The sequence below is a fragment of the Gilliamella sp. ESL0441 genome (assembly GCF_019469185.1).
In the GTDB taxonomy this organism is placed as follows: domain Bacteria; phylum Pseudomonadota; class Gammaproteobacteria; order Enterobacterales; family Orbaceae; genus Gilliamella.
Map to the genome: position 1 here is coordinate 2,221,258 of NZ_CP048264.1, position 18,195 is coordinate 2,239,452.

An 18,195-nucleotide genomic window follows, 5' to 3' on the forward strand; every position below is an offset into this window, starting at 1 on the left:
TCAAATTGAAATCATATTAAATCTAAATGTAATAGCTCAAAATTTAATACCTATTTTTGAACAAAATATAAAGGAATTCACACGCAACAATTTTATACCTAAGCAAATTTAAATACCTACCGAAAGCGGTGAATTCTTTTTTTTCTGATTTTGAATAAATATACAGGGATTCACACGCCACATTTTCAACCTTAATACATATCTGCATTATGCTGTGAATCCTTTTTTTTCTGATTTTAAATAAATTTACAGGGATTCACACATTACTTTTTTATCATAGCAATTTATACTTACTTACTCTGGGTTGTGAATCCTTTTTTTCTGAATTTGAATAAAATGTAAAAGGATTTACAAAGTTCATTTACTATAATCAAAGCATTTTTCTAAATACACCAGTCTACTTTAAAAATCCTTTTTTCTCTTTTTAACTTTTTTAATAACCAAAACGTAAAATCAAAAATTTATGAAGAAAAAAAGTTTTTTTCTTGCTGTTCTAACAGCAAATTCAATCTATCTTGTAAAAGCTCAAGGAAACGGTATGGCAGGAATTGTAGAGGCTACCAATATGGTCACCTCTTATTTTGACCCTGCAACCAAATTGATTTATGCCATTGGTGCAGTGGTAGGATTAATAGGTGGGGTAAAAGTATATTCCAAATTCTCATCAGGAGATCAGGACACCTCTAAAACGGCAGCCAGTTGGTTTGGTGCTTGTATATTTTTAATTGTAGCAGCAACCATTTTACGATCATTTTTTCTTTAAAAAGATGGAATATTTTATTAATCGGGGTATTGGAAATACCCCCGAATTTAAAGGGCTGAAACGGCAGTATTTATATCTGTTTGTCGGAGGTATTTTAGGTTCATTTTTGCTGTTTGTTTTTTTATACATGGTAGGAGTAGATCCATTGATTTGCATTGTAATCGGCAGTATTTCGGTGCTCAGTTCTACCGTTACCGCTTTTTGTCTAAATAAACAGTTTGGAGAAAATGGGTTACTTCAATGGGAGGCTTCCTTGTACCGCCCGAAATACATTATTAATCGTAAAAAAATTCACGAACTTTTAAAAACGAAGACAAAATGAGAAACACATTAAAATCGTCCACATTAGAGCAAAAATTTCCCATTCTTGCGGTTGAAAATGATTGTATCATCTCCAAAAATGCCGATGTCACAATTGCCTATCAATTGGAATTGCCCGAAGTATTTACGGTGACGTCACCCGAATATGAAATTATACATGCAACATGGTGTAAGGCTATTCGATTATTGCCAAATTATACAATTGTGCATAAACAAGATTGGTTTGAAAATGAAAAATACCAAATTGAAAATCAAACAGAAAACAGCACCTTTTTAAACAGATCTTTTGAAAAGCATTTTTACCAACGCCCTTATTTAAAACATACGTGTTATGTATATATTATTAAAACATCGAAAATTAGGGCTGCGCAAAAAAGTAATGTGAATATGTTGACCCGAAAATTTGTAATTCCGGCAGAAGTTCAATCGGGTTCTATTGCAAAATTTGTTGAGGCTGTACAACAGTTTGAACGGATTATTAATGATTGTGATTTTCTACAATTAACCCGACTAACCAATGACGATATAGTGGGTACTGAGGAAAAAGCAGGAATCATTGAAAAATATTTTTCTCTTTCTCAACAGGAAACAACGTGTTTACAGGATGTAACCTTGAAAACAGGAGACATGAAAATCGGTGATAAACATGTGTGTTTGCATACCCTTTCGGAAACAAATGATTTACCCAGTTCGGTGTATACGGATTACAGGCATGAAAAAATGTCAACCGATAAAAGCGAGTGTCGCCTTTCTTTCGCTGCTCCTTTAGGGTTATTGTTAGCGTGTGATCATATCTATAATCAATATATATTTATTGATGACTCCTCTGAAAATTTAAAGAATTTTGAACAAACCGCACGTAATATGTATTCATTATCGAGGTACTCCCGAAGTAATCAAATCAACAGCGAATGGATAGAGGAATATTTAAATGAGGCTCACAGTAATAATTTAACCTCTGTTCGAGCGCATTATAATATTTTTGCGTGGAGCAGTTCTTTGGAGCAATTGAAAAATATTAAAAGTGAGGTGGGTTCACAAATTGCCTCGTTAGGTTGCACTCCTCGACATAATACCGTAAACACACCAACGTTATTTTGGGCAGGCATACCCGGTGGAGAAGGCGATTTTCCTTTTGAAGAAAGTTTTTATACATTCATTGAACAAGGGGTGTGTTTATTTTCTCAAGAAACAAATTATAAAAGTTCGCTTTCGGCATTCGGTATTCGCATGACGGATCGATTAAATGGTTTGCCGATACATTTGGATATTTCGGATATGCCCATGAAAAAAGGGATTATTACGAATCGTAATAAATTTGTTTTGGGACCCTCTGGGTCGGGTAAATCTTTTTTCACGAATCATATGGTACGTCAATATTATGAACAAGGCGCACATATCGTGCTGGTAGATACGGGTAATTCCTATGAAGGATTAAATAAACTGATTCATTACAAAACTCAAGGAATAGACGGCATATATTTTACCTATACCGAAGATAACCCTATTTCATTTAACCCGTTTTATAATGAAAGTTACCAATTTGATATTGAAAAAAAAGAATCCCTCAAAACGTTATTGTTAACGTTGTGGAAACGTGAGGACGAGATGCCCAAACGCTCGGAGGAAACTGAATTATCCAAAATTATCAGTAAATACATAGAATTAATCAAAAACGACAGAAATATAAGACCCTGCTTCAATACATTTTATGAGTATGTGCGTGATGTATATCAAGTTACTGAAAATGTTCGGGATAAAGAATTTGACATTATTAATTTTTTAAAAGTACTTGAGCCTTACTATAAGGGGGGTGAATTTGATTTTTTGCTTAATTCAGATAAAGAAATCGATTTGCTTGGTAAACGATTTATTGTGTTTGAAATTGATGCCATAAAAGATCATAAAATCCTCTTTCCTGTAGTAACCATCATCATAATGGACACTTTTATTAATAAAATGAGACGATTAAAAGGGGTCAGGAAAATGATTTTAATAGAGGAGGCATGGAAAGCTATAGCTAAGGCAGGAATGGCAGATTATATAAAATATTTATTTAAAACGATTCGAAAATTTTTCGGTGAGGCGGTGGTAGTAACGCAGGAAATTGACGATATCATTTCTTCGCCTGTTGTAAAAGATACGATTATCAATAATTCAGATTGTAAAATCCTTCTCGATCAGCGCAAATATGTTAATTCATTCGAACGCATACAAGAGATCTTAGGTTTAACCAACAAAGAAGTATCGCAAATTTTATCCATTAATACCGCTAATGATTCTAACCGTCTTTATAAAGAGGTTTGGATTGGTTTAGGTGGGATGCAATCAGCCGTATACGGCACAGAAGTATCATTAGAAGAATATTTTACATATACGACTGAGGAAACTGAAAAATTAGCTGTTTGGCAACTTGCAGAAAAAATGAACGGAAATTTTGAACTTGCTATCAGGCAGGTAGCTGAAAATTTAAGAAAAAATAACCTTTAAAATTAGAAAACATGAAAATCAAAAACTTTTTCAATACGTTCATCGTATTGGTGGGTCTGTGCAATCCTTTTATCTTACATGCACAACTGGTGGTTAGTGATCCCAGTAATTTAATACAAAGTATTATTAACTCTACACAAGAAATTGTAGAAACTTCTACCACAGCCCAAAATATGATTAAAAATTTTCAAGAAACCGAAAAATTATTTCAAGAAACAAAGAAATATTATGATCAATTGAAAAACGTAACTGATGTGGTGAGGGGTGCTCATAAAATCAAATTAACGTACGATTTGATTAAGGACATTTCGGATATCTATTCGAAAAATTTTAAAAAAATGATGAATGACAAAAATTACAGTATTGAGGAACTGGGGGCGATTGCAACGGGCTATACAAATATATTATCTGAAAGCAGTCTTTTGTTGGATGAACTGCAAAATGTAATTACGGTTACTAACATGTCTATGACGGACAAGGAGCGATTAGATCTTATTGATAAAATCTATTATTCGATGAAGAAATACCGCAATTTAACACAATACTATACGAACAAAAATATTAGTATATCGTATTTGCGATCTAAAAAATCGGGGGATTCGCAACGTATATTAAATCTTTACGGAAAACCCGAAGAAAAATATTGGTAATATCAGAATCGAAGTATGGATAACTTACATGCTATATTACGAGCACTATATCAAGACATGATGCCCTTGTGTAGTGAGATGATAACCGCTTCAAAAACGATTGCAGGATTAGGGGGATTATTTTATTTGGCATATCGAGTTTGGCAACAACTCGCACGAGCTGAGCCGATAGATGTATTTCCCCTACTGCGCCCGTTTGCTATTCTGCTTTGTATCACCTTTTTTCCTACCATAGTTATCGGTACGATTAATAGTATTTTAAGTCCTGTCGTGACGGGTACTAACAAGTTATTAAACGGTCAAACATTTAGTTTAGAAGAATACCAAAAGCAAAAAGATCAATTGGAATATGAATTTATGAAACGCAATCCCGAAACGGCATATTTAGTTGATAATGAAGTATTTGATCAAATGATTAATCAAATGGGGTGGCGGGATCTCGGCGTTATGACAGGTATGTACATCGAACGAGCGATGTATAATATGAAACGCTCGGTTCAAAGTTTTTTCCGTGGAGTGTTGGAAAGCATTTTTGTGGCGGTGAGTTTGGTAGTAGATGTTCTAAGGACTTTTTTCTTGATTGTGTTAACAATCTTAGGACCGATTGCTTTTGCCATTTCCGCTTTTGACGGATTTCAAAATAATATTTTACAGTGGATATCCCGATATATTTATGTCTACATATGGCTGCCTGTGTCCGATGTGTTTAGTTCAATTTTAGCTCAGATTCAAATTTTGATGTTAAAAAACGATATTTCAGAAATGCAAAACAACCCCGATTTTAATCCCGATGTGTCAAATTCTGTTTATGTAATTTTTATGATTATTGGAATTATTGGTTATTTATCGATTCCCATAGCTTCGGGGTGGATTGTTCAAGCTGGGGGCATGAGCGGCATGGGCAGAAATATTTCAAATGTTACTCAACGAACAGCGGCTGTAACAAGCGGTGTAATAGGTTCATTAACCGGAAATATTGCCGGCAGATTAATTAAGCGTTTTAAAAAATAAACAAAAAATAAAATGGAATTTAAAAGTTTAAAAAACATAGAATCGAGTTTTAATAAAATTCGGTTATTTTCGATGATTTATCTTATTTCATGTACTGCAATTACGGCATTCAGTATTTTTAAAGCCTATGATTTTGCAGAACAACAAAGAGAAAAGATTTATGTGCTAGATAATGGTAAATCTCTAATGTTGGCATTATCTCAAGATGCCTCACAAAACAGACCTATTGAAGCTCGTGAACACGTTCGGCGATTTCATGAGTTATTTTTTACGTTATCTCCAGATAAAAAAGCGATTGAGGGTAACATAGAGCGTGCTTTATATTTGGCTGATAAAAGTCCGTTCAATTATTATAAAGATCTATCGGAAAGTGGATATTACAATCGTATTATCAGTGGAAATATTCATCAAATGATACAGGTGGATAGTATTTTATGTGATTTCAATACGTACCCGTATTCCATAACAACGTATGCCTCGCAACAAATTATTCGTGAAAGTAATATTACTGAACGAAGTTTAATTACTCATTGTAAGTTGGTTAATTCTGTTCGTTCGGATAATAATCCGCAAGGTTTTATTATTGAAAATTTTATTATTCAACAAAATAAGGATGTGCGAGTTTTAGATAGATAAAATTAACTTTTTAATAAATAGCAATGAAATTTAATAAAAAAAATCTAAAAAAAATGGTTGTATTTTCTATAATGACAATCATTTGTATAACTACGGTATATTATATTTTTGCGCCTTCCGAAATAAACATGGAATCTGTTATCAATGGAAACATACCACAACCAAATAATGCAAATTTAATCAATGATAAGAAAAAAATATATGAATTGGATGACATCGCCCGACTGAAGGTCGAAAAGAAAAAAGGCATCCAAGAGTTGTCGACCTCGTTCGATCATTTAATTGGAGATGTGGAAACTCAAGAAAATACCCCGAATGAAAAAATTATCCATTCGGCACGTGCCTATAATGAAATAAACAACAGGATAAGTGATTTATCGAAAACTTCTAAAAACACGGATTATGAAAAGGACAAGTTAATTAAAAAAGTGGAAGAATTATCGGATAAATTGCAACATCAACATGCCTTAAATCCAACCAATCAAATTGATGAAGATGATAAAAAATTAGCTTTCATGGAAAAATCCTATCAGTTAGCAGCTAAATATTTTCCATCTATTACTGGTACTGTAAATTCTGTTCCTACGCAAACAGATATCGTATCTAATACGGGTAAGGTCACTCAAGAAAAGAAACATAAAATTTTATCGGTCAATGAAGAAGAAGAAGAATCAAATTTGATATCCTGTTTATCTCCGCCGAAGTCGGTTGAAGAAATTATGGATTCATACGGTGGGGATAGGCAATTTTTCTTTAATACTATGGGTAAATCGTATTTTGCCCAAGAAAAAAACACGATTCGGGCATGCATACATACTACTCAAAAAGTGATGGATGGGCAAAATGTCAGATTACGACTTCTTGAAAAAGTTTCGATTAATGAAAATATTATACCTGTAAATACGCTTTTAACGGGAGTGGTAAAAATAAACGGGGATCGGGTCGGTATTTTTGTTTCATCGCTCGAATATAACGGAACTATAGAATCGGTTGAATTATCTGTTTATGATCTTGACGGTCAACAGGGGTTATTTGTTCCTCATTTAATGACCCTAAATGCTGCAAATGAAATCTTAGCCGGAATGTCAAACACGGCAGGTACGGAAGTTTCAGTTATAAAAAGTACTGAACAGCAACTCGCTTCAAGCATGAGTAACGGAGTAATTCAAGGAATTTCTCAATATTTTTCTAAAAAATTAACCACGAAAAAAATCACGTTAAAATCGGGTCATCAAGTACTCTTAGTTTCAAAATAATCAATTTAAAAACTTACATAAAATGAAAAAATATTTTTTACTATCAATCATTATTTATTGTTTATTCTGCAATATTAATCTTTCAGCGCAAAATTATAATTATATTCAGTCAACTGGGATAGACGTAACCTATGATAAAACATTACATATTTTATTTCCGTCTGAAATTACCTACGTTGATCTGGGGTCTAACGATATTATTGCAAAAAAGGCTGACGGTGCTGAAAATGTATTACGTGTAAAAGCGGCTGTTAAGAATTTTAATCCCACTAATTTATCGGTAATTACGAGCGACGGCATTTTTTATCCGTTTAATGTATTTTATACGGATACCCCCTCTCAATTGAATATTGAGATGTTAGACATTTTACGGGATAAACAATTTTATAATCATAAAATACCTGTATATTTTTCAACTATGGGTGATACTTCTCCGAAAATGGTTAATGATATTATGACGTCTATTTATAATGAATCCAATAAAACCGCTAGGAATATTACTAGTAATAAATTTAAGATAAACTATCAATTAACGGATATCTACATACATGATCATTTAATTTTTTTAAAAACAGAATTAAGAAATTTATCTAATTTGCCGTTAGATATCGATTTTATAAAAATTAAAGTTGTGGACAAAAAAGTGGCTAAACGTACGGTTATTCAGGAAAATATATTATCCGAAGTGCAATCGTATAATGAGGTTAAAACTATATATCCTGGTACGTGCGAAAAAACCATATTTGTGATTAATAAAATTACTATCCCCGATGATAAATTATTAGTAATTGAACTTTTTGAAAAAAACGGAAGCAGAAATCAACAATTAATTATTAAAAATAAAGATTTACTTAACGCTAGATCCATTAAATCGTTGAATTATATAAAAAAATGAAGCGCAACCATTTGATTTACTATCGGTTAAAGCTCGAAGCCGAAGCATGAGGCTTCGAAAAATTTTTTTTAAAACCACTTCGTTAAGTTAATCATATGAAAGTAAAAAAGCCCTATTGATAGGGCTTTTTTATTATCTTAATCATTAATCATAAAAAATAGAAATAAATTCATAATGAAAAAAATGAAGCGCAACTTTTTGATTTACCATTGGATAAAGTTCGAAGCCGAAGCATGAGGCTTCGAAAAATTTTTTTCAAAACCGCTTGATCATGTTAATAACGTTAATAACGTTAATAACATAAAAGTTAATAGCCCTATTGCTAGGGCCGTTAACTTTTATTTTAAATCATTTTTATATTTTCTTGATGCTCGTAAAGCCTCACTATAGCTATTAAAAGACTCTACGATGTTATACTCAAAGTCTAAATGATTTCCTACTTGGTCAACAATAATCAAATAATTTTCATCTTTTATGAACGGTAAATCATTTCGTCTAATGGTCACGGTTCCAAATTTTGAATAATTTTCGATTAATTTGTTAAGGGTTTTTGTATCAGGAACTTTTGTACTGCTCATATCATTTTTTTTAATTACTGTGCCATTAAAACACCATATTAAATGGAAAAACTCCAATTCTCTCGGTTCGCCTTTTACTCTTCCTACATTTTGACATCTAACCCTTATGGTGTTACTGGCATAACGATCTAATCCCATGTATGGAGACCTTTTGAATACTGTTATAGTGAATTCCAGTTTTTGGTTAGGGTCGATTTTTTTTAATTTTTGAACTGTTTCTTTTAATAGTTTGGTATCTAATTTTACTTGATTTTTCATAAACATATGGCTTACTCTCTGTTGAATTACAGGATAACCCGTCCTGTTCGGTTAGTCATGGTTGACTGTGTAAGCCATATTGTATATAGACCTCTCTATATGGTCAAGTATAATTTTTGCTTTTTTGTGCTTTTTTATGGATTCCGAAAAACATAATTACCAAAACGTTTATAAATTTAATAATTGTTAAAATAATAGCCCTCGAATTGGCGAACATATCCCTGCTTGATTATGTCCTCTCCTAGTTTCTTAAAATCGATATAATTTTCTATAAATTCGATATTGTTGATACCTAAATAAGTATCAACTAGATCATAACCAAATTCATAATTTGATTTGTAATAACCGACATATTTATCATCAAACATATCGATGATATCTTGGGCATAATCAGAATCTTTAAAATCATAATTATCTAAAAATACATAAAAAGCTCGTTGTTTTTCTTCTGAAAAGTTATAATTTTTATCTATTAAATCAAAAATTCTTTTATCAATGGAACACTCAGTTATAAAACCATTGGGTATATTTTCATGAGATTGAAACATATATTCTGGGGCAAACTCGTTATTATGTAATCGTTTGCATTCATCATAAAATGATTCTAAATTAGAATGTTCATTCAAATTTATCCAATCTCCTTTAAGATTGCTATTGTTAAATTTATGATATGTGCCTACGTATACTTTCGCATTTAAAATTGTTTCCATATTGAATGTGTTTTTTATAGAAAGTCATTTTTAATGACTTTCTTTAATTATTTTATGTTTACTTGAAAGATTTTTTATTTTTATGTACAAGAAAAATAGTGATTGTCGATATCGTAAAATGAGCCTCCCTTGAGTTCATCTCGTCCCAGTTTCTCATAATCGATATAACGTTCTAAAAATTCCTCAATTTTGAATCCCATATTTTTAAAAATATAATGCCCAAATTCTTCTTCGGATTCGAAATAACCAATATATTGATCATCAAATTTATTGATGATATCGTGGGCATCATCACTTTTATTAAAAAGATCACTATCTAAAAAAACATTAAAAGCGTCTGCCTCGTCCCCGCTTAATCCGCTAGCATGTTCAATTAATTCAAAAATTCTTTTATCAATGGTGGATTCATTTATAAAATTTTTGGGTATATTTTCATAATCTTGAAACATGTATTCAGGCTCTAATTCATCGTCATGAATTTCTTTACATTTTTCTAAAAATGATTCAAAACTGTCATAATCAATAAGATCTAGCCAATCTCCTTGAATACTGCCGTTATTATATTTATCATATGTTCCTACATAAATTTTCGCTTCAGTGATGTCATGCATTAAATCATACTCCTGTGAGTAGAAAGCCCTATTTATGTGGGCTTTCTTTAAAATTGTTGGTTAATGTAATTGTTTGGTAATTTTTGTGGTTTCTGCTGGTATTGAAATCGAAAGCGATTTAATTTGTTCTTTGATTCGTTTTTTTCGCTTTTCATATACTTCACGATATTTTTTTTGAATTGATTTAGTTTGATCAGGTAGGTGTAAAGTTGCGAATTGTAAAAAATTATCGATTTCAATTTTATTCAATTCGGGTAATGCAGGGCTAACCGATTTCATTTTTTCAAATACAAAACATTGAATAATTAAAGATTCTTTTATTTCGTCTAAATTATCAACAATTTTTAGTCTATCCTCACTAGACAAATAATATTTGTCTGCAAATCCAAATACTGAAAAATATTTAGTTTTTAAAGATTCTAAAATATAGTAATAAAACAATTTTTTTTCTGTTTCCGTCAATATCTCTTTAAATTCAATTTTCTCCATCTCCTCTTTTAAATCTTTTACCGTATTTTCAACAACTAACTCTTGATTTCGCTTATCTTTTTCTTTTAATTCGAAAATTTTATCAGTTGTATCTTGCTTATCTGTTTGTTTTTTAAAATAATAGGTTAACCCCTTCGGTGATATTTGCGTTATTACCTCTATCTCTCCCCGTTTTTCGCTGTCAATAAATTTTTCTAAATAAATTTTATTGTTTTGATATTTATCAAAATTTTCGTTATATTCGGCGTCACTTTTAAAATCTTTTCGTTTAGGTTCGATTTGTTTTGGTGGAACAGGGGTATAATCAGACAGATCATTATATTTAACTTGGTAACCCTCATTTTCTAGGGCAGTAACTAAATGATCGGTATCAGTAAATTGTTGAATTAGTAATTCTCTGGTAGGGTATTTTTGATTAGATTGTTTAATCTCATTTAATATACATTGTGCATTTTTTTTGTACATACAATTTGTGTTGCTACAAAAGGAATCTTCTGTTATTTCACCAAATAGTGAAGTATTAGCCGAATTGCTCGGACAATTTTGACATTCTGATTTATCAAATTTATATAAATGGAGTTTATACGTATAATTTTCTTTGATTAACTCATCCAACTTTTTTGGTGATAGATTTGTCCAACTTCTAAAATTATATTTCTCATCTTCATTAAAATGATCTTGATAAATTTCTTTTTGTATTTCGGCAGAATAACAACTAATAAGATTAGCGCTTCGTAAGTTGATTTTTTCCTCATTTAATAAATTGGCAAATTCAGGTATTAAATTTGAAAATTTGAGGCGATTTCTAATATATGATTCGCTTTTCCCGAATTTTATACAAAGATCTTCAATCGTATAATTATATTTTTGAATCAATCGATTAAATGCGTTTGCCTCCTCAACAGGCGTGATGTTTTGGCGTTGTAAATTTTCAGAAATCCGCCACTCTTCCGCTTCTTGATCGCTCAAATTAATACAAATTGCTGGGATTGTTTCCCGTTTTAATAATTGAAATGCTTTGTATCTACGTTCACCGCAAACAATCTCAAAACCTGTACCGCATGGGCGTATAATTATAGGATTTATCAACCCGTTTTTATCAATATTTTCGCTCAATTCAATAAGTGAAGGGTCGTTATCCTGCAAATTACGTGGATTTAATGTACTCGGTTTAATCTGAGTTAATTTAAAATCTTGTACAGAATACTTTATATTTTTGTAAGTGATTTCTTTTTGTTTTTTTTGCGATGCCCGTGTAGGGGTTACAGTTGTTTTTTTCATGGTTTGTACTCTTTTAGTTGTGAAAATTTTTTTTATTTTTTGGAAAGTGGGTAACTTTTATTTTCAAAAATTACTCACTTCAACGACTTTTTTTTATTTTTCGGAGCCAGTGGTATAACCTTTCATTTTCAGATTTAGAAAAGGTTTAATTTGAGGAAAAATCAATTTTTTTTGAAAAAAAATACTACCTGTAAGGTGGAGATTTTTTGAAAAAACTTGCCTTGAAATTGAATTTTTCGAAAATTCAACAAACCTTTAAATCTGAATTAGAAAGGTAAGCCACGGCGATAATAAAGAGGAGTGATGGGATTTGAATTTAAATCTATACAGATAAATTTAATTGGTTTTTTCCAATTTTTTTAATATTTTACCTTTTGAAATTAATTTATCATTTATTCATAGTTCTATCTCTCCATAAGTGAAATCTGAGACTGCTAATCGTGATTTTATATATCACTGATATTCTTTATTTGTTGTAAAATTTTTTCCGGTTAAATTGTTAAATATTACTCCTAAGCTATGATTACCTGAAAGAATATATTTTCCGAATTGTCTTATTTCTTGTTCATCGTTGTTTGGGTTCAGCATTTGTTTAGTTTTTAATTATTTTTTATTAATTCTTTTGATATTACACCTTTTGAAATTAATTTATCATTTATCCATAGTTCAATCTCTCCGTATTTGAAGACACTTGATTTCATCATTGTAATTAAATACTCTTGATATTTAATGTCTGAATCAAAACTCTCTCCAGTTAATAAATTAAATAATTTTTCTGTATCATCGTTATCAGAAGAAATAACAAATTTTCCGAATTGTCTTATTTCTTGTTTGTGGTTTAATGTGTTCAGCATTTGTTTAGTTTTTAATTATTTTTTATTAATTCTTTTGATATTTCACCTTTAATAATTAATTTATCATTTACAAATAGTTCTATCTCTCCATAAGTGAAGCCTGAGGATCGTAAATAGGAGTTTAAAAACTTTTGATATTCGACATTTGTATCAAAATTGCGACCCGTTAAATTAAAAAATCGATCTCTTACAGGTTTATTATCTATAATAATACTTTTCCCGAATTGTCTTATTTCATATTTTATATATGGTGGATATTTCATTAGTTTAAATTTAAGTGATAGTAAATAGGTGTCTTATGTTAAATTTTGTCGTTGTGTAAAATTGTTACCAGTAATACAGGAAAACAAATTTCATGAAGTGTCATTTAATAAAAGTTGTGCGTTGTTTTTGTTTAGCATTTGTTTAGTTTTACATAAAAAAATTCAATAGATAATCTGCTCAAATCATTTGAGATCTCCCCCCTCGCAAATAATGTATCATTTAAATACATTTCTATCTTTCCAAAAGTAAACCCTAGCTTTGGCATGTTATAGTCCAAATACTCTTTATAGTCTTGATCTTTTTTAAAGTTCCAGCCCGTTAAATTAAAAAAGGTTTCATTTAAATCCGATGGAGCTGAAATAATAGTATTTTCAAATTGTCTTATTTCGAATATGGTATTATGAAGTTTTTTCATTAGTTTAAATTTAAGTGATAGTAAATAGGTGTCTTATGTTAAATTTTGTCGTTGTGTAAAATTGTTACCAGTAATACAGGAAAACAAATTTCATGAAGTGTCATTTAATAAAAGTTGTGAGTTGTTTTTGTTCAGCATTTGTTTAGTTTTTAATTATTTTTTATTAATTCTTTTGATATTTCACCTTTAATAATTAATTTATCATTTACAAATAGTTCAATCTCTCCGTATTTGAAGATATCTAATTTCATTACATTACTTAAATACATTTGATATTCAGTATCTGAATCAAAAGACTTTCCAGTTAATGAATTAAAAGTTTTTTTTATATCATAGTCTTCAGAAGAAATAACAATTTTTCCGAATTGTCTTATTTCATATTTTATATATGGTGGATGATTCATTAGTTTAAATTAAAAAATTGATTATTTTTTGAATATTGCATACATAGATTAAAAGCCCTTTGATTGTTTATTTCTGCCGTTCCTCCAAAATATAAAGAATTAAATTTATCTGAATCAGTTTTGTAATTACGGATGTTTTGATAATATCCAGAAATAGCGTTATATGCTCCAAATAAAGTTCCTTTTGTACTTTCCAAATTTTGTGAGGGATGTAATTTTGCATAACTGTAAACATTATTTACCTGTGTTTTGAGATTGGAAGACAATTTATATTTCTTCTCTTTATCAGAGTTATCGAGAGTATTTTGTTGTTCTGAACACATCGAAAGTTCAATAAATTTTCGCAAATTGGAATCCGTGATTTCAATATTAGCCCATGAATTAAATATATTTTCCATGTTTGATTGCATTTCATTAGCTAAATTGATTATGTGCGCTACGCTGCGCATACGGATATTAGCATTCGTTGTATGGCGAATTCGTACTGAATTTTTTTTGCCATATAATGCGGCATTTAAAGTATTTTCACAAAAAACCCTTATGGGAGTAATTTTTACGACTATTGATGATGTGGAATCGTGCGAGGTAGTAACAAATAAATAATTATCAATAATATCATCTTTTTTAATACGCATGTATGAAGGTAATTTTGCAGTTATAAAAATACGCGCACCATCATTTACTATGCCTGCTGTTTCAAATTCAATTCCTGGCATAACTTTTATAATGTCATCAAAAAAAGAAAATGCCTCCTTATTTTGTATAACTTTATAATTTTTGCCAACAACACCTAAATGTTGATTTGTATCGGTTCGAACAGTCGAAAAATGTGTTAAGATAGGTTTAAAATTGGTTTCCGATAATTGTACAAATAATGGTTTTTTTTCGACGTGAAAATTTAAATCATGTGAATTAATTACATCATGAATGCTTTTACATTCATCAATTGGTAATCCTATTTTCTGCCACGTTTTCGGCTTAACTTCAAAAAATGAAGGAGCTTTTTTTCGATTTAAAGATCTTTTTTTACTTAATGTTAAGTTCATAATATTAATTTTTTTAATTAATTATTTTATTTAAAATTCTTTGTCTGTCTCTCTTAAAAAAAAATGTTTTTTTTCAAAAGAAAAAACGACAAAAAAGAAAGCAGACTAAAGGATGGCTTATTCAGAAAAAAAAGAGGAAACGGAATAAGTTCCGAAGGATAGCTTTCCTCTTTAAGATTGAAAGCTATTATGCCGTAGTCTCTTTTTTTTCTAAGAATTAGCCGTACACCTTAGCTGCCTTTTTTGTTGTTTTTTTTTGAAAAAAATGTTAGAAAAATCTTTTATCGGTTTTTATAATATATTTTATTCTGATGCTATGTATTGCTTATAATTAAGAGGAAAATTATAGAAGAAGGTTTCCAATTTACTAAATGTAAATTGGCTCTACTTGATAATGTGGGATGTAAATCTATATAAGTAAGTAAAAGAATGAATTGAGGTAGGGATAAATTAAGATTTTATTATGATAAAAAAAACCCTTTTTTGATTACAAAAAAGGGTTTAATAAACGGGCGTTTTTTTGTCTTTCCTCCTTTCCAAAAGAGGCTAAATAATGTTCGGTAGTTTTTAAATCTTTATGCCCTAAACTTTCAGAGATATAAGCAATATTAGCTCCTCGATGTTTAAGTAAGGTCGCATAAGTATGTCTAGCACTATAAGTAGTGATTACTTTATTTATTCCTATTTTTTTGCCTATATTTGTCATGTGTCTATTACAATATCTTACATACTTTCCAACACTTTTATGTTTCTTTTCTGCTGTTTCGTCATCTAGTAAATCAGCAAAAATATAATTATTAGGAGATAAATTAGGATTGCCCCATTTTTTAATAATAGCTTTCATTTCTGATGTTAAACTAACTCGAATAAGTTTTTTTATGCGAGATTTACGAATAGTTTTTTGCCTATAAAAATTTATTTCATCATCCTGAATATTATTGTATTTTAATCGAAAAATATCAGCAAAATTAGCGCCATTCAAATAATAAGAAAAAAGCCATAAATCACGATATTTTTCGGCTTGTTGGGTTAAATCCTTACAATTAATAATCGCTTTCAATTCATCGATGGTAAGTGCTATTTTACGACTTTCACTTACTGGAATAATATATTTATCACCGCCGAAAGGATATTGTTTTTCAGTTATAATTTCCTGTTTTACAGCTAATCTCATCATATGTTGAATGTTACGAAGATAAAAACCAATAGTGGAATAAGCTAAACCTTCATTTAATGCTTTTCTTTCATAGGTTCTTAACCATTCAATGGTAACATCAGTAAGTAAAATATTTTTTCCCATGAGTCTGTTAGTGGAAGCAAGTGTGCTCTCATAGATATTACTAGTCCCTATTTGTTGATTCTCACGTAAGGATTTAATTTTGGCGTTTATGAAATTATCTAACGTTTCAGTTCTATTCTGACTATTGATGGGATTATCTGATGCTTCTTTTTTATTTGGACTAGCGGATAAAGATTGTTTGAGATTCTCAAATGAAAATTCATTTCTAAAAATAAGATCTCTAACTGCATTTTTGATTATATCAAATCTTATTTCAATATCTTTTCGTACCTCTAGCATTTTTTTGCTTTTGGTTTTTGCTAACGTTTGCCAATCCGTTTTGGTTATCTTTTTTCCTGTTGTAAAATATGAAATTTTTTGCTTATAGATAACTCGAACTCTTACATAATAATAATCTTCTTTACTTAATTCTTTTGTAATCTGATTTGCATTTTTCCTTTTCTTTTCTTTTACTTTTTCCAAGACAGTCGCAATAGAAACTCCGTTGCTAGTGTAGTTCATCATAAGAATGAATTTTTAATTGTTAATACTACATTTATATTTAATAAATATAAGGATAAAGTTTTAACAGTTAGTACTGTTTTAGTCCTAAATATCTCCTAAATAACTTTATGGATTATATATAAATCTAAGAAAATAAAAAAAAATCATAATTTTGTTAAATCACTGGAAATCAGAGATTTATTAAATAAAAATAGGAATGAGAAAGTGCTTGAAATATATGTGAATATTATTTTTATAAATATACTAATTAACTCAAAATAACTCATAACAAATTATCAATCAAAGAGTTGCATTTATCTCTAAATTTAGAATATTTTTAGTCCTAAATATATCCTAAACAACTTTTCTTATTCCTAAATTTTTGTTATTACTTAGAAATCCATTTTAGTTTTTCAAATATATAGAAAAAAAAGCAATGTTGGATGTTCATTTAATTCTTAAAAAATGTATATTTTTAGATAAATATCTAAAATGCCAAAACAAACTAACTACACAATTAGAAGAACTGAATTATCCCAAACGTTATATGATGCTATTATTTCAGAAGTAGCAAATCATCATCAATTTAATAATTTCGATATAAGTACTCTTACTATTAATTTTGATTGTATTAAGGAGTATAAGATTAATAATATTGATAAAATAATTGATAGACTGGAAAGATATCTTAAAAATCATCCAAACAAAATTATTGGCTCTCAAGCACAATTATCAAAAATTTTAAAAGTTAAAAGAAGTACGATATCAAGATGGATTTCTCTTGAATTAATTAGCAATGAGAAATTTAATTATTATCAATTAGAGCATATTTTAGAACAATTGCGTCTGTATAAAAAAAATAATTAACTGGGGTACAGTTAAATAGAATGACCGTACCGAATTGACATTTTTGCAAATAATCAAAAAAAACAAGAGTATTATTTTATAAAATAATGCTATTTAATATGTATATGTAACATTTTTAGGTGTTTTTATATCTAAACTTCAATTACTTACTTTGCCATATAACCAATAAATATAAATATATGGCAGATTTCACAATTTTAAATGAAAACGAATTACGCAAAATCCTTAAAGAGGAAATTTCGAGCGTATTTGATAATTATTCAGATCTTTTTAATCAATCTAACGAATTACCCGTTGTTGATACCATTAACCTCACATCTGCAATTGCTTTTCTTGCGGAAAATGGGTATGACATATCGAAATCCAAATTGTATAAATTATCTTCTGAAAGAAAAATACCCTGCAAAAAATTCGGCAATAAATTGATTTTTTCAAGAAAAGAGCTTTTAGACTGGATGCAGTCCAATACAAGATCAAAACTTACATATTAGCGTAAGCACCTACATTTTTTATTACTATAAAATAAATCTTAATAATCTAAATATAATAAAGTTACATGTTGACATGATTGAATAATGCCCTTTTATGCGTTTATGAAATTAAACAAAAAAAT

The 18,195-nt window shown here is 29.7% G+C and carries 18 protein-coding genes; 10 read left to right on the plus strand and 8 right to left on the minus strand.

Annotated elements, in window-relative coordinates; all coding sequences use genetic code 11:
* Positions 1 to 463 precede the first annotated feature (463 nt).
* From GYM75_RS09860 to traN, 8 genes are read left to right on the plus strand one after another with little or no spacing between them, the layout of a single operon-like run.
* On the plus strand, positions 464 to 763 hold the full coding sequence (locus tag GYM75_RS09860) for a DUF4134 domain-containing protein (protein WP_220215785.1): 300 nt from the start codon (positions 464 to 466) through the stop codon (positions 761 to 763).
* A 4-nt stretch (positions 764 to 767) separates the two neighbouring features.
* Complete coding sequence (locus tag GYM75_RS09865; protein WP_220215786.1) at positions 768 to 1,085, plus strand: DUF4133 domain-containing protein; 318 nt, start codon at positions 768 to 770, stop codon at positions 1,083 to 1,085.
* The gene (locus GYM75_RS09870) at positions 1,082 to 3,574 is read left to right on the plus strand and encodes a TraG family conjugative transposon ATPase (RefSeq protein ID WP_220215787.1); all 2,493 of its coding nucleotides are present in this window, start codon (positions 1,082 to 1,084) and stop codon (positions 3,572 to 3,574) included. Before GYM75_RS09865 ends, GYM75_RS09870 begins: the two co-directional genes overlap by 4 nt.
* Positions 3,575 to 3,585: 11 nt before the next feature.
* The gene (locus GYM75_RS09875) at positions 3,586 to 4,224 is read left to right on the plus strand and encodes a DUF4141 domain-containing protein (protein WP_220215788.1); all 639 of its coding nucleotides are present in this window, start codon (positions 3,586 to 3,588) and stop codon (positions 4,222 to 4,224) included.
* 15 nt (positions 4,225 to 4,239) lie between these two features.
* The gene (gene traJ / locus GYM75_RS09880; protein WP_220215789.1) at positions 4,240 to 5,235 is read left to right on the plus strand and encodes a conjugative transposon protein TraJ; all 996 of its coding nucleotides are present in this window, start codon (positions 4,240 to 4,242) and stop codon (positions 5,233 to 5,235) included.
* Positions 5,236 to 5,247: 12 nt separating this feature from the next.
* A complete protein-coding gene (traK, locus tag GYM75_RS09885) occupies positions 5,248 to 5,871 on the plus strand; it encodes a conjugative transposon protein TraK (RefSeq protein ID WP_220215790.1) in 624 nt (207 codons plus the stop codon).
* Between the two features lie 23 nt (positions 5,872 to 5,894).
* Positions 5,895 to 7,127 (plus strand): conjugative transposon protein TraM, encoded by a 1,233-nt coding sequence (gene traM / locus GYM75_RS09890; protein ID WP_220215791.1) that lies wholly within the window; start codon positions 5,895 to 5,897, stop codon positions 7,125 to 7,127.
* Positions 7,128 to 7,149: 22 nt separating this feature from the next.
* Positions 7,150 to 8,022, plus strand: coding sequence for a conjugative transposon protein TraN (gene traN / locus GYM75_RS09895; protein ID WP_220215792.1), 873 nt, complete (start codon positions 7,150 to 7,152; stop codon positions 8,020 to 8,022).
* A 338-nt stretch (positions 8,023 to 8,360) separates the two neighbouring features.
* On the opposite strand, the gene GYM75_RS09900 is transcribed toward traN, so the two are convergent.
* The 8 genes from GYM75_RS09900 to GYM75_RS09935 form a co-directional block, all read right to left on the minus strand.
* Positions 8,361 to 8,858 carry a hypothetical protein gene (locus GYM75_RS09900; RefSeq protein ID WP_220215793.1) on the minus strand — a complete coding sequence of 166 codons (498 nt, stop codon included), beginning with the start codon at positions 8,856 to 8,858 and terminating at the stop codon, positions 8,361 to 8,363.
* Positions 8,859 to 9,034: 176 nt separating this feature from the next.
* Positions 9,035 to 9,568: an antirestriction protein ArdA gene (locus GYM75_RS09905; protein WP_220215794.1), complete on the minus strand. Its 534-nt coding sequence runs from the start codon at positions 9,566 to 9,568 to the stop codon at positions 9,035 to 9,037.
* 80 nt (positions 9,569 to 9,648) lie between these two features.
* Positions 9,649 to 10,179 carry an antirestriction protein ArdA gene (locus tag GYM75_RS09910; RefSeq protein WP_220215795.1) on the minus strand — a complete coding sequence of 177 codons (531 nt, stop codon included), beginning with the start codon at positions 10,177 to 10,179 and terminating at the stop codon, positions 9,649 to 9,651.
* Between the two features lie 60 nt (positions 10,180 to 10,239).
* The gene (locus GYM75_RS09915) at positions 10,240 to 11,949 is read right to left on the minus strand and encodes a ParB/RepB/Spo0J family partition protein (RefSeq protein WP_220215796.1); all 1,710 of its coding nucleotides are present in this window, start codon (positions 11,947 to 11,949) and stop codon (positions 10,240 to 10,242) included.
* 599 nt (positions 11,950 to 12,548) lie between these two features.
* Entirely contained in the window at positions 12,549 to 12,803 is a 255-nt protein-coding gene (locus GYM75_RS09920; protein ID WP_220215797.1) for a hypothetical protein, read from the minus strand.
* An 828-nt stretch (positions 12,804 to 13,631) separates the two neighbouring features.
* Positions 13,632 to 13,886 carry a hypothetical protein gene (locus tag GYM75_RS09925; protein WP_220215798.1) on the minus strand — a complete coding sequence of 85 codons (255 nt, stop codon included), beginning with the start codon at positions 13,884 to 13,886 and terminating at the stop codon, positions 13,632 to 13,634.
* A complete protein-coding gene (locus tag GYM75_RS09930; RefSeq protein ID WP_220215799.1) occupies positions 13,886 to 14,932 on the minus strand; it encodes a DUF932 domain-containing protein in 1,047 nt (348 codons plus the stop codon). Before GYM75_RS09930 ends, GYM75_RS09925 begins: the two co-directional genes overlap by 1 nt.
* A 487-nt stretch (positions 14,933 to 15,419) precedes the next feature.
* Complete coding sequence (locus GYM75_RS09935; protein ID WP_220215800.1) at positions 15,420 to 16,736, minus strand: tyrosine-type recombinase/integrase; 1,317 nt, start codon at positions 16,734 to 16,736, stop codon at positions 15,420 to 15,422.
* A gap of 471 nt (positions 16,737 to 17,207) precedes the next feature.
* On the opposite strand from GYM75_RS09935, the gene GYM75_RS09940 reads away from it, so the two are divergent.
* Both GYM75_RS09940 and GYM75_RS09945 read left to right on the plus strand, forming a co-directional pair.
* Entirely contained in the window at positions 17,208 to 17,582 is a 375-nt protein-coding gene (locus GYM75_RS09940; protein WP_220215801.1) for a hypothetical protein, read from the plus strand.
* 179 nt (positions 17,583 to 17,761) lie between these two features.
* Positions 17,762 to 18,073, plus strand: a complete 312-nt coding sequence (locus GYM75_RS09945) for a helix-turn-helix domain-containing protein (protein ID WP_220215802.1) — start codon at positions 17,762 to 17,764, stop codon at positions 18,071 to 18,073.
* Positions 18,074 to 18,195 lie beyond the last annotated feature (122 nt).

Coding starts and splice junctions, on each gene's coding strand:
- GYM75_RS09930 (WP_220215799.1), bottom strand. CDS start 14,932: ATGAACTTAACATTAAGTAAAAAAAGATCTTTAAATCGAAAAAAAGCT.
- GYM75_RS09945 (WP_220215802.1), top strand. CDS start 17,762: ATGGCAGATTTCACAATTTTAAATGAAAACGAATTACGCAAAATCCTT.
- GYM75_RS09900 (WP_220215793.1), bottom strand. CDS start 8,858: ATGAAAAATCAAGTAAAATTAGATACCAAACTATTAAAAGAAACAGTT.
- GYM75_RS09915 (WP_220215796.1), bottom strand. CDS start 11,949: ATGAAAAAAACAACTGTAACCCCTACACGGGCATCGCAAAAAAAACAA.
- GYM75_RS09940 (WP_220215801.1), top strand. CDS start 17,208: ATGCCAAAACAAACTAACTACACAATTAGAAGAACTGAATTATCCCAA.
- GYM75_RS09910 (WP_220215795.1), bottom strand. CDS start 10,179: ATGCATGACATCACTGAAGCGAAAATTTATGTAGGAACATATGATAAA.
- GYM75_RS09935 (WP_220215800.1), bottom strand. CDS start 16,736: ATGATGAACTACACTAGCAACGGAGTTTCTATTGCGACTGTCTTGGAA.
- GYM75_RS09870 (WP_220215787.1), top strand. CDS start 1,082: ATGAGAAACACATTAAAATCGTCCACATTAGAGCAAAAATTTCCCATT.
- GYM75_RS09865 (WP_220215786.1), top strand. CDS start 768: ATGGAATATTTTATTAATCGGGGTATTGGAAATACCCCCGAATTTAAA.
- GYM75_RS09905 (WP_220215794.1), bottom strand. CDS start 9,568: ATGGAAACAATTTTAAATGCGAAAGTATACGTAGGCACATATCATAAA.
- traN (WP_220215792.1), top strand. CDS start 7,150: ATGAAAAAATATTTTTTACTATCAATCATTATTTATTGTTTATTCTGC.
- GYM75_RS09920 (WP_220215797.1), bottom strand. CDS start 12,803: ATGCTGAACACATTAAACCACAAACAAGAAATAAGACAATTCGGAAAA.
- traM (WP_220215791.1), top strand. CDS start 5,895: ATGAAATTTAATAAAAAAAATCTAAAAAAAATGGTTGTATTTTCTATA.
- GYM75_RS09925 (WP_220215798.1), bottom strand. CDS start 13,886: ATGAATCATCCACCATATATAAAATATGAAATAAGACAATTCGGAAAA.
- GYM75_RS09875 (WP_220215788.1), top strand. CDS start 3,586: ATGAAAATCAAAAACTTTTTCAATACGTTCATCGTATTGGTGGGTCTG.
- traJ (WP_220215789.1), top strand. CDS start 4,240: ATGGATAACTTACATGCTATATTACGAGCACTATATCAAGACATGATG.
- GYM75_RS09860 (WP_220215785.1), top strand. CDS start 464: ATGAAGAAAAAAAGTTTTTTTCTTGCTGTTCTAACAGCAAATTCAATC.
- traK (WP_220215790.1), top strand. CDS start 5,248: ATGGAATTTAAAAGTTTAAAAAACATAGAATCGAGTTTTAATAAAATT.